12 protein-coding genes are annotated in these 11,207 nt (G+C 64.2%); 5 read left to right on the forward strand and 7 right to left on the reverse strand.

The window, feature by feature from the left end:
• Positions 1-60: 60 nt before the first annotated feature.
• The gene (gene lnt, locus ACRYLT_RS01780; protein ID WP_482662395.1) at positions 61-1,602 is read right to left on the reverse strand and encodes an apolipoprotein N-acyltransferase; all 1,542 of its coding nucleotides are present in this window, start codon (positions 1,600-1,602) and stop codon (positions 61-63) included.
• 104 nt (positions 1,603-1,706) lie between these two features.
• Here lnt and ACRYLT_RS01785 point away from each other — a divergent pair, with 104 nt between their 5' ends.
• Complete coding sequence (locus tag ACRYLT_RS01785) at positions 1,707-2,699, forward strand: adenosine kinase (RefSeq protein WP_482662396.1); 993 nt, start codon at positions 1,707-1,709, stop codon at positions 2,697-2,699.
• A 201-nt stretch (positions 2,700-2,900) separates the two neighbouring features.
• Here ACRYLT_RS01785 and ACRYLT_RS01790 read toward each other — a convergent pair whose 3' ends face one another.
• The 3 genes from ACRYLT_RS01790 to ACRYLT_RS01800 all read right to left on the reverse strand — a co-directional run bounded on the left by ACRYLT_RS01790 (position 2,901) and on the right by ACRYLT_RS01800 (position 6,625).
• Positions 2,901-4,448, reverse strand: a complete 1,548-nt coding sequence (locus ACRYLT_RS01790) for an alanine/glycine:cation symporter family protein (RefSeq protein WP_482662397.1) — start codon at positions 4,446-4,448, stop codon at positions 2,901-2,903.
• A gap of 104 nt (positions 4,449-4,552) precedes the next feature.
• Positions 4,553-6,160, reverse strand: a complete 1,608-nt coding sequence (locus ACRYLT_RS01795; protein ID WP_482662398.1) for an amino acid permease — start codon at positions 6,158-6,160, stop codon at positions 4,553-4,555.
• Positions 6,161-6,247: 87 nt separating this feature from the next.
• On the reverse strand, positions 6,248-6,625 hold the full coding sequence (locus ACRYLT_RS01800; RefSeq protein WP_482662399.1) for a histidine triad nucleotide-binding protein: 378 nt from the start codon (positions 6,623-6,625) through the stop codon (positions 6,248-6,250).
• Between the two features lie 91 nt (positions 6,626-6,716).
• Between ACRYLT_RS01800 and ACRYLT_RS01805 the strand changes: the two genes are divergently transcribed.
• Genes ACRYLT_RS01805 through ACRYLT_RS01815 form a run of 3 tightly spaced genes read left to right on the forward strand, consistent with a single transcriptional unit; the run spans position 6,717 to position 8,841 of the window.
• Complete coding sequence (locus ACRYLT_RS01805) at positions 6,717-7,199, forward strand: SspB family protein (protein WP_482662400.1); 483 nt, start codon at positions 6,717-6,719, stop codon at positions 7,197-7,199.
• 43 nt (positions 7,200-7,242) lie between these two features.
• Entirely contained in the window at positions 7,243-8,643 is a 1,401-nt protein-coding gene (fumC, locus tag ACRYLT_RS01810; RefSeq protein ID WP_482662401.1) for a class II fumarate hydratase, read from the forward strand.
• A gap of 33 nt (positions 8,644-8,676) precedes the next feature.
• Entirely contained in the window at positions 8,677-8,841 is a 165-nt protein-coding gene (locus tag ACRYLT_RS01815) for a hypothetical protein (protein WP_482662402.1), read from the forward strand.
• A gap of 15 nt (positions 8,842-8,856) precedes the next feature.
• Here the strand turns inward: ACRYLT_RS01815 and ACRYLT_RS01820 are convergent, their stop codons facing one another.
• The 3 genes from ACRYLT_RS01820 to ACRYLT_RS01830 are packed head-to-tail and all read right to left on the reverse strand — an operon-like array spanning position 8,857 to position 10,489.
• A complete protein-coding gene (locus ACRYLT_RS01820) occupies positions 8,857-9,381 on the reverse strand; it encodes an acyloxyacyl hydrolase (RefSeq protein WP_482662403.1) in 525 nt (174 codons plus the stop codon).
• On the reverse strand, positions 9,381-9,956 hold the full coding sequence (locus tag ACRYLT_RS01825; RefSeq protein ID WP_482662404.1) for a DUF2585 domain-containing protein: 576 nt from the start codon (positions 9,954-9,956) through the stop codon (positions 9,381-9,383). The genes ACRYLT_RS01820 and ACRYLT_RS01825 overlap by 1 nt, the downstream gene beginning before the upstream one ends.
• Positions 9,953-10,489: a DUF1697 domain-containing protein gene (locus ACRYLT_RS01830; RefSeq protein WP_482662405.1), complete on the reverse strand. Its 537-nt coding sequence runs from the start codon at positions 10,487-10,489 to the stop codon at positions 9,953-9,955. Before ACRYLT_RS01830 ends, ACRYLT_RS01825 begins: the two co-directional genes overlap by 4 nt.
• Positions 10,490-10,561: 72 nt before the next feature.
• On the opposite strand from ACRYLT_RS01830, the gene gmk reads away from it, so the two are divergent.
• Positions 10,562-11,194, forward strand: a complete 633-nt coding sequence (gene gmk, locus ACRYLT_RS01835) for a guanylate kinase (protein WP_482662406.1) — start codon at positions 10,562-10,564, stop codon at positions 11,192-11,194.
• Positions 11,195-11,207: the final 13 nt, after the last annotated feature.

Here is an 11,207-nt window from a genome sequence, read left to right on the forward strand (position 1 = left end):
GCCTTCTACGCTCGTAAGTGGATTTGCGGATATAAAGATATCCTTATATCTGCCCCGCCCCTAGCGCTCTTCGGTCGGCTTCGCAATGCCTTGTGACCGGCGACCCAGAGCGAGCGCAGCCACGGCCAGAAACAGCGCGAAGCCGAGCGGCAGCAGATTGCCGAAGCGAGCGAACACGGTCGGAGCCCGTGGCGGCGGCAAGGCGGCATCTATCGTTCCCGCGACTCCCAGCCCAACAGCCTCGAGAATACGTCCATCGGCATCGATCACTGCCGAAATCCCGGTCGGGGTCGCTCGAAGGATCGGCACGCCCTCTTCCAGCGCCCTGAGCCGCGCCTGGGCGAGATGCTGGGGTGGCCCCCAGGCGCCGAACCAGGCGTCGTTCGACGGGTTGAACAGGAAGTCCGGCCGGTCGCCTTCCTCCACTACCTGACCGGAGAAGATAATCTCATAACACAGCTGGAAACCGATCCGGCCCACTTGTGGCAGGTGTAGCGTCTGCGGCCCCGGCCCTGGCTTAAAATCGAGATCGCCGGGGGCGAGCCTCGACAGGCCAAAAGCCGAGAGCAGCGGCCGCATCGGCAGATATTCGCCATAGGGAACGAGATGGGCCTTGTCGTAGCGAGCGAGAATCCGGCCGCGACCATCGATCGCGAAGACGCTGTTGGTGGCCGCCGAAGCGCGACGGCCGTCATCGGACTGGATAGTTATCCCGCCGGTCAGGAGCAGGTCGTCGGGGCGAAGCAGGCTGCGAACTTCCGCCCGAGTCAGCGCTGCGGCGCGCTTCGCTCGCGGATGACGGCGCTCATCCTCCAGCGGCTCCGTAACCGCCGCCTCCGGCCAGATCAGCAGCCTCGGTCCGCCGCCACTCCAGCGGGAGAGCGCTCCCAGCCGCCGCAGGGCTTCCTCATGGAAGCCCGGCCGCCACTTGTCGGCCTGACTGATATTCGGCTGGACGATCCGAACCTGCGGCCCGGACGGCTTTGGCAGAGGCGCGGCTGCGACCCAGGCGAGCAGCGCCGCCGCGGCCAGGCCGGTCAGAAGGGCGGCGCCCTGAACTGCCGATCTTCTGAGGATCAGGAAAGCCGCGCCCGCGAGCAGCATTGTGACACCCGAAAGCCCGTAGGTTCCGATCCAGCGAGCGAGATAGGAGAAGGTCGTGGGGAGCAACGCCACTCCAGCCGGATTCCAGGCGAAGCCGGTGAACAGCCTTGCCCGGAGCCATTCGGTGACGATCCAGGCGGCGGCGAAGACAAGGACCAACAGGAGCGGCTTGTGCCGGCCCAGCCGCCACGCAAGACCCGAGGCCGCCGCCGGGAAGACCGACAGATAGAGCGACAGGAGCACGACCGCCACCCAGCCGAGCCAGGCCGGCATGGCCGACTGGTAGGTGAAGGCGGTGGCGATCCAGTTGAGTCCGAGCGCGAATTGGCCGAGACCGAACCACCATCCCCGCGCCAATGCGGAGCGCCGCGAGGGCGCCCTCGAAACCAGATCCAGAAGGACGGCGAAGGCGAGCAAGGTGAGCGGCCACAGGCCTACGGGTTGGAACCCGAGGGCGCTGACCAGACCGGCGAAAAAGGAATAGGCCAGGAACTTCATTCAAGCCGGCTATGGGGACGGGTCCTTACAGCGTCAACGGCCGCGGTTGACCCCTTCGGCGCGGCGCGGCTAACGGCTTCGCTTTCCCGCAACCGGAGCCTTACATGACCCAGCCCCGCCTCGACGTGCTTTGCATCGGCAATGCGATCGTGGACGTGATCGCCGACACGGATGACGCCTTCCTCGAGCGCGAGGGGCTGACCAAAGGCTCCATGCGGCTCATCGACGCTGACGAGGCGGTGCGACTCTATGGTCATATGGGGCCGGCTCGTGAGCTGAGCGGCGGCTCGGCCGGAAACACTGCGGCGGGTGTGGCGGCGCTCGGGGCGCGGGCGGCGTTCGTCGGGCAGGTGGCCCCCGACCAGCTCGGCGAATTCTATGCCCACGATCTTCGCGCCACGGGGGTCGAGTTCAGCACGGCGCCGGCGGATTTTGGAGTGCCGACGGCGCGCTCGATGATCCTGGTCACTCCGGACGGGCACCGGACCATGAACACCTTCCTTGGTGCCGCCCAGCATCTGCCGGTCGACGCCCTCGACGAACAGCAGATCCGCGAGTCCGCCATCCTCTATCTGGAGGGCTATCTGTGGGACCCGGAAACGCCTCGCTATGCGATGATCCGAGCGATCGAGATTGCGCGCACGGCGGGACGAAAGGTGGCCTTCACGCTTTCGGACACCTTCTGCATCGAACGCCACCGCGAGGGCTTCAATGCCCTGATCGATGGCGGGCGCATCGACATCCTGTTTGCCAACGAAGCCGAGATCCAGGCGCTCGCCGGAGTTCCCCATTTCGAAACTGCCGTGAAGGCGGTTCAGGACAAGGTGGAAACCTTGGTCGTGACTCGCGGCGAGAAAGGGGCCGTCGCGGTTTCAAGGGGACAGCGGGCGCAGGTCGCGGCCGAGCCGGCGGAAGTCGTCGACACGACCGGAGCCGGCGACCTTTTCGCGGCCGGCTTCCTCGCCGGCCAGGCGCAGGGTCGAGACCTTGAGCAGTCGCTCCGGATCGGCGCGATCGCGGCCGCCGAGGTGATCTCCCATTATGGTGCCCGTCCCGAACAGGACCTCAAGGTCCTGATCGCCGAACGGCTCGCCTGATCAGGCGCTGGGAGTCGCCGGCGGCGGGGCGGGCGGTGTGTCGGGCGCAGGCGCCGGCACATCGATGTCGGGCCCCGGCGGACTGATTTCCGGCGGCGACAGATCGGGCTGTCCGGGCGGAGCAGGCTGGGGCGGCAGTTCGGGTGGTGGCTGAGTAGACATCGAGCGACAACGCGCCGGCTGCCCGGCGGTTGCCGAGTCTCAGTCCTCTCGCGCCGCCGCCGGCTCGTCCAGCAGTTCGGGCGGAGTTTCCCGGCCATGGTCGGGTCCGGCCGAGCGATGCCCGCGAGCGAGGGCGAACACCACCGGCGCAAGGAACAGCAGAGCGATCAGGTTCGGCAGGGCCATCGCGGCATTCGCGATGTCGCCTAGACGCCAGACGAGCTCGAGTTCCTGGAAGGACCCGATCCAGATCATCACGCACCACAAGATCCGGAACGGGATCACCGCCCAGTCGCCAACCAGGAAGGTGATCGCCCGCTCTCCATAATAGGACCAGGTGAGCAAGGTCGTGAAGACGAACAGGAGCAACGCCACGGAAGCGATGAGCACGCCCAGCGGCAGCCCGCCGATTCCGACCGGAAAGGCGGCGGCAAAGGCGCCGGCCGTCATTTCGAAGCCACGCAGATCGGAATTCCAGGCATGCTCCTGGATGGTCACGGCCCCGGTGACCGGATCGGTGGCGGTAAAGCTGCCCTGGACGGTGAGGATGACGAGCGCCGTCATCGTGCAGACGATGATGGTGTCGATGAATGTGCCCATCATCGCGAAGCGACCCTGGAGGGCGGGATCGTTGGTCCGGGCGACGGCATGCGCCATCGGCGTCGAGCCCTGCCCCGCCTCGTTGGAGAAGAGGCCCCGCGCGACTCCGGCCCGGATCGCCACGATCATCGCCGCGCCGACGAACCCGCCGGTGGCTGCCTGCGGGTTGAAGGCGCCATGGAAGATCAGGGCGAAGGTCGCCGGGATGTCCTCGATGTTGATGATGATGGCGATCAGCGCCATGACGATATAGGCCAGCGCCATGGCCGGGACGACCTTCTCCGCCACCGCCCCGATCGACTTGATTCCGCCGATGATGACGACGAAAGTCAGGGCGGCGACGATGAGCCCTCCGATCCAAGCTTCCCAGCCGGTCAGCTGCTGGATCGAGGCACCAGCGGAATTGGCCTGGATCATGTTCCCCGTCACCAGCGCCGAAAAGACCGTGCCAATCGAGAAGACGATCGCCAGCCACTTCCACTTAGGGCCCAAGCCCAGGGCAATGTAGGTCATCGGCCCGCCGCGACGATGGCCACCCGGAAGAACCTCGCGATAGCGGATCGCCAGCGCGCCTTCGGCGAAAGCAAGCGCCATTCCGATCAGTGCGGTGATCCACATCCAGAAGATTGCGCCCGGACCGCCCAGGGCAATGGCGGTCGCGACACCGGCGAGATTGCCGGTGCCTACCTGGCCCGACAGAGCGGTCGAAAGCGCCGCGAATGGAGAAATCTCACCGGCCCCTTTGTCGCCGGATTTTCGAAACAGACCGACGAAGGAAGGCCACAGCTTGCGGATCGGATAGAAACGCAGCCCGATCATCATGTACAGGCCGATCCCAAGCAGGATCAAAACCATCGGCGGAAGCGGGATCGCCTCTTCCCCGTTCCAGGTACCGCCCCAGATGAAATCGGCAACGTTGGTGACATGGTCGACGAGTCCGACGACCGAAGACTCGTCCGCTACCGCATCCTGCTGCGCTGCCGTCATCCTCTAATTCCCCCTGGCGCTTCCGCTCGGGTCGGCCGCTAGCGGAGCCGTCACGAATCGGAAACGAAAAAGAAACATGAAAGCGTTGATCCCGCTTATCGCCGTCAGATCCCGGGCGGATGCCTCGGCGGGTCGAGCGGGTCGCGCTCGTCGACGCCGGGAATTGCCGGCTCGATATCGTGGATCTCCGGCTCGTGTACTTCGACAAGTCCGCGGCCGAGATGGCTCTTGCGATAGCCGTAGCCGAAATAGACGATGAGTCCTACCAGACCCCAGAGCGGCAGGCCGAGCAACGCCTCCCTCGGCAGATTGAGGAACAGGAAAAGACAGCCGAGAATGGTCAGTGGCGCCACCAGCCACAAAGCGGGCACCCGAAACGGGCGCCGCCGATCCGGTTCGCGACGACGGAGCATCCAAACCGCAATCGCCACCATCATGAAGGCGTAAAGCGTTCCCGCATTGGCAATGTCCGCAAGCTGCCCGACCGGGAACAAGGCCGCCAGCATGGCAATGATGGAGCCGGTGATGATCGTGACGACGTGCGGTGTCTTCCATTTCGGATGAACCGTCGAGAGACGCTCGGGCAAAAGCCCGTCGCGACCCATGACGAAGCAGATCCGCGTGAGGCCGAAGATGAGGATCAGGATCACCGAGGGCAGTGCGATGAAGGCGGCATAGCCCAGCACATTGCCGATCGTTCCGAAGCCGATCGTTCGAAGCACATGGGCGAGCGGCTCGCCGGAGCAGACCAGGGCGTCGGCATATTGCGGAAGCGCGCACTGACGAGCCAGCTCCGGAGATCCCGTAGAAAGCGGCACGCCATTGGCCCCCATGATCGGATCGCCGCCGATCGCTCCGATCGCACCTGCGGTAACCAGCATGTAGAAAATGGTGCAGATCGCAAGGCTGCCGATCAGGCCGATCGGCACGTTGCGTTGCGGATTCTTGGTCTCCTCCGCAGCGGTCGAAACGGCGTCGAACCCGATATAGGCGAAGAACATTGTCGCCGCGGCACCGAGCACGCCGACTCCGGTTCCCAGGCCGCCGAACACGCCGCCAGGCATGAACGGGCTGAAATTGTCGGCTTCGATCGCTGGCAGCGTGAGCACCACGAAGGCGGTGAGTGCGGTCACCTTGATGGCCACGAGCGCGGCGTTGACTCGAGCGCTTTCCGTGGTTCCGACGACGAGCAGAGCGGTGACCAGCAGAGCAATCAAGGCAGCGGGCAGGTTGATGAGCCCGCCCGGCTCTCCGCCGAACATAAGCGGCCCGGTCTTGAGCCAGGCTGGCAGACTTACTCCGAGCGACTCCTGGAGCACCGAATTGGTGAAATAATTGGACCAGCCAACCGACACCGCGGAGGCACCGACGGCATATTCCAGGAGCAATGCCCATCCGACCGTCCAGGCGAGGAGTTCGCCCTGGACGGCATAGCTATAGGTGTAAGCCGAACCGGAAACCGGCACCATCGAGGCGATTTCGGCATAGCAGAGCGCGGCAACGACACAGACGGCGCCAGCGACGATGAAGCTGATGACGAGCGCAGGGCCAGCCTTTTGGGCACCGACCGAAGTCAGGACGAAGATTCCGGTACCGATGATGCAGCCGACTCCGAACAAGGTCAGCTGAAGCGCACCGAGCGAGCGGTGGAGCCCCTTCTTTTCAGCGGTGGCGAGAATGGCGTCGAGAGGCTTAACGCGCCCGAAAATCATGCTCTTCCCCTTAACCCGCGGCGTCCATGGCCGTCCTTTTCGTTGGGCGCGGAGCCTAGCTGCAATATCGATCGGAGCAAGCGTTAATCAGCGGGCAAGCATCGGCCCAAGCGCGCGTCCGCCAAAGATATGGACATGAAGGTGGGGTACCTCCTGTCCGCCGGCCGGGCCGATATTTGCAAGGAGTCGATAGCCGGGCTCGACGAGCCCCTGATCTCGAGCAACATGGCCGACCGCTCGAACGAAGCCGGCAATCTCTTCCGCGGACGCTTGCTCGGAGAAATCATCCCACGAAACGTATCGGCCCTTCGGTATGACGAGGATATGCACCGGCGCGTGCGGATTGATGTCGTGGAAGGCGAGCGCATGCTCGTCCTCGAAGACTTTCTTCGCCGGAAGCTCGCCGCGAAGGATCCGGGCGAAGACGTTGCTGTCGTCATAAGGCTGAGTGGCGTCGATCGGCATTGGCGGATTCCTCCTGTCCCGCCCGATAGGATCAGTCGCTCGACCGAGCAACGTGCTTGACCCGCTTCCGGGCGGCGCTACGAGTCGGGTCATGAGCGAGCAGCCGCCCGATAGCCTGATTCCCTATGACGAAATCGTGCAGGAAGCCCTGCGGGCGGTCGTCGGCCGGGTCCTGGGCGAGGTTGAGGCAACCGGCAGCCTTCCCGGCGAGCACCATTTCTACATCACCTTCAAGACCGCGGCGGCAGGAGTAGACATTCCCCGGCACCTGTCGGAGCGTTTTCCGGACGAGATGACGATCGTCATCCAGAACCGCTTCTGGGATCTCAAGGTGCGCGAGCAGGGATTCGAAGTGGGGCTGTCGTTCAATCAGGCGCCCGCCAGGCTGTTCATTCCCTTCTCGGCGATCACCGGCTTCGTCGATCCGGCCGTCAACTTCGCGCTGCAGTTCCAGGCACAGACGGACGAGCCAGGGATCGACGAGCATGAGCATGCCGAGAATGATCCGCCGGTGGCCGAGCCGATCGAGGACGGCTCCAACGTCGTCTCGGTGGATTTCAAGCGCAAGAAATAGTAGCCGCGTCCCGACAACCGCCTGAGCGCGAACGGGGGAAGGCATGCATTCTACCACGACGACCCGCACCGAAACCGACAGCTTCGGACCGATCGAGGTTCCGGGCGACTCCTATTGGGGCGCCCAGACTCAGCGCTCGATCGAGAATTTTCCGTTCGGATCACGCGAGCAGATGCCGCTGGAAATCGTGCACGCTCTGGGTTTCGTCAAGCAGGCGGCGGCTCGGGTGAATGCCCGCGAGGGCGGCCTCGATGCGCAGCTCGCGGAAGCCATCCAGCAGGCAGCCGCGGAAGTCGCCCGGGGCGAGCATGACGATCAGTTTCCGCTCGTCATCTGGCAGACCGGATCCGGCACCCAGTCGAACATGAATGCCAACGAGGTGATTGCCGGCCGCGCCAACGAGATCCTCACGGGAAACCGCGGCGGCAAGACTCCCGTCCACCCCAACGATCATGTCAACCGCGGCCAGTCGTCCAACGACAGTTTCCCGACGGCAATGCACATCGCCGCCGCCCGAGCGGTGAACGACCGGCTGCTGCCGGCGCTCGGAACCATCCATCGCAAGCTTTCCGAACAGGCGAAGGCCTGGGATCGCATCGTGAAGATCGGCCGTACCCATCTTCAGGACGCCACGCCTCTGACCCTCGGTCAGGAGTTTTCCGGCTATGCCTACCAGATCGAGGCAGGAATCGCCCGGGTGAAGGCCGTTCTGCCGCGCGTGTACGAGCTTGCCCAGGGCGGAACGGCCGTTGGGACCGGACTCAACGCCCCGAAAGGGTTCGGCGAGAAATTTGCGGCGGAAGTGGCCAGCCTGACCCGGCTGCCCTTCGTGACGGCACCCAACAAGTTCGAGGCGCTGGCAAGCCACGACACCCTTGTCGAGCTGTCCGGAGTGCTCAATGTCCTCGCCGTTTCGCTGAGCAAGATCGCGAACGACATCCGGCTCCTCGGCTCCGGCCCGCGCTGCGGACTGGGCGAGCTCCGCCTTCCCGAGAACGAGCCCGGCAGCTCGATCATGCCGGGCAAGGTAAATCCCACCCAGGCGGAAAGCCTGACGATGGTGTGCGCTCAGGTGATGGGCAATCACGTTGCCGTCACCGTCGGCGGTCTGCAGGGTCATATGGAACTGAACGTATTCAAGCCGCTGATCGGGGCCAACGTGCTGCGTTCGATCGAGCTGCTTGCGGTCGGAATGGAAAGCTTCACGGCACGGGCGCTGGAAGGCATGGAGCCCGACGAAGGGCGGATCGCGGACCTGATGAACAAGTCGCTGATGCTGGTCACGGCGCTCGCCCCCGAGATCGGCTACGACAATGCCGCCAAGATCGCGAAGAATGCGCATGAAAAGGGCCTGACCCTCAAGGAATCGGGGCTTCAGCTCGGATTGGTCGATGAGGCGACTTTCAATCGGGTGGTCAAACCCGAGAATATGCTGGGGCGCTGAGGAACGCAGCCGCGCCTCCGAAGTTGGTCGCGCATGAGCGACCATGACATGAGCCCCGGAGACGAGGCGGCGCCGGGCACGCCCGGCACCGGTGAAAATCTCTGCCGCGAATGCAACGGCACCGGCAAGCAGGACGGCGCCCCCTGCCCCATTTGCGGCGGCACGGGCAGGATCACCGAGGGCCTCGCTGGCGGCTGAAAACCCGGCTCGTCCTCAGCGAAGCTTGTAGGTGAGCCGCAGGCCGATACTGTCCATTCCGGGATTCTGGCGGCTGAAGAGCTGGGCGTGACTGAGATGCACCCAGCTTGCTTCCACGCTGACCTGTTCGTTCACGTCCATGCCGATTCCGAGTTCGGGTTCGAAGAGGATCCGCGAGCCGAGATCGGTTCGAAGACCATCGACGGTTCCGCGGCTGCTCCGGCTGTGAATCGCGAGACCGATACCGGGACGAACGAACACTCTTCCGCCGATCTTCCAGCCCAGCCCTGCCGCGGCGAAATGGGTGTCGCCGCCCGTGTGGAGCGAACCGAAGACATAGGGCGAAGGAGCGCCGATTGCGCGAAGGGCGCCGAGGCGATCGCCCCGCCAGCCGAACTGCAGGTCTGCACCGCCTTCGAGCCCGCCCTTCGTCAGCGGCGAATCGACGTCATGTGCAAGAATGCCGCCGAACAGTTCCGACGCGTTCGCCGGTGAAGCCATGAAGGGGACAAGAAGAACTGCTCCAATCCAGATGCGCATCAGCTTGCTCCTGCCTGCCAGTCGGCGATTGCCTCCACCGGCGCTAGAAGCATCAACACATTGAGGGTCAAATTGTCCCGAATGATCAGCAGGGTCAGAAGCTCGAAGGAAAGTCCGAGGGCGACGGTCGCCCAGACGGGAAGCCGCCTGGCAATGCCGAAACCAAGGATCATCCAGCCGATGTCGGCGAGAGAATTGAGGACGCTGTCGCCATTGTAACCGAACGCCATCGTTGCCTCGCGATAGCGATCGATGATCCACTGGCTGTTCTCGAGCACTTCCCACCCCGCTTCGATCAGCACGGCGGCGAGAAGTCTGTCGCCGGGCGGATTGCGCCGCAGCACGGCCCAGCCGAGCAAGTAGAAGAGGAAGCCATGGATGATGTGGCTCGGCGTGTACCAGTCGGCAAGGTGCTGGCTGTTGCCCGGCCCGTGAACCTCTCCTACCCACAGCTTGACCTCGCCGCAGGTGCAGATCGGCGGCCGCCCCATCCAGAGCAGGACGATTGCAGCCAGGGCGATGAGGGCCATCGCCAGGAGCCAGGAGTTGCGCGGGATCGGAGGCGCAGCCTTCATTCGTCGAGCATCTCCCTTATTTTGATGACGGTCCGGTAATTGCGACTCGTCGAGGGGGAGCCGATCGCTTTGTCGATCAGCGAAGGCGTCAATTTCGAGCGACCGGACCCGGAGGGAAATCGGATCCACAAAGCGTCACCGGAACGCTTCACCTGCTCGCCGTCCGCGGCTCGAGCCTGGACAACGCACTCCGCTTCGACGAGCGGCGGTCGCTTCGACAGGTAGAGCAGCAGGCGTTGAGGCGCCTCTTCCGCCGAATCGGGCAAGGGATTGCCATCGGCATAGTCGGCCCATTGCGCCGAGCTCCGAACGAGCGTCGGAACGTCGAACCCGAACCTCTCCTTCAGCGCCGCTTCGAGGGCAGATTCGAGCTGCTGCGGCTCGTCGTCCGCCGAGAAGAGGACATTGCCACTCTGGACGTAGGTGCAAACGTCTTTCCAGCCGAGCTGCACGCATAAGGCTCGCAGTTCGGCCATGGGCACAGCGCGCCCCCCTACATTCACTGCCCGAAGCAATGCGACCAGCCGCCCCATTCCACCAGCTTAGCAGAAATGCCGAATGCGTCTTCCCTTGACGTGAGCCGCTCGCCAAAGCCAGTAGCGCGCATGGAGATAGTAAGCGCCTTCCAGCGCCGGGGCCTTCTTTACGTCCTTTCCTCCCCAAGCGGAGCCGGCAAGTCGACCATCGCGCGGATGCTGCTCGCCAGCGACGATGGCATTGCGATGTCGGTGTCGGCGACGACCCGGCCGATCCGGCCGGGCGAGGTCGACGGCGTCGATTATCATTTCGTCACCGATGAGCAGTTCGACGAGATGGTGAGAACGAGCGCGTTCCTCGAATGGGCGCACGTCTTCGGCCATCGCTATGGAACCCTGAAGAAGGAAGTGTTGAAGGTCATCGAGGGCGGGCGCGACGTGCTGCTCGACATCGACTGGCAGGGCACGCAGCAGTTGAAGCAGGTCGACCCCGATATTGTTCGGGTGTTCATCCTTCCGCCGTCGATGGAGGAGCTTGAGCGTCGCCTCCGCGCTCGCGGCACCGACAGCGAAGAGGTGATCCGCCGACGGATGGATCGGGCGGCGGCCGAGATCAGCCACTGGGCCGAATATGATTATGTGCTGATCAACAACAATGCCGAGAAGTGCCGCGAGCTGGTCCACAACATCCTGAAGGCGGAGCGGCTCAAGGCGACCCGGCGAGTCTTCCTCCACGATTTCGTGCGCGAGCTGATTAGCTGAGCTTCCACGCTCC

The organism is Sphingosinicella sp. SM1-17 (assembly GCF_056821765.1).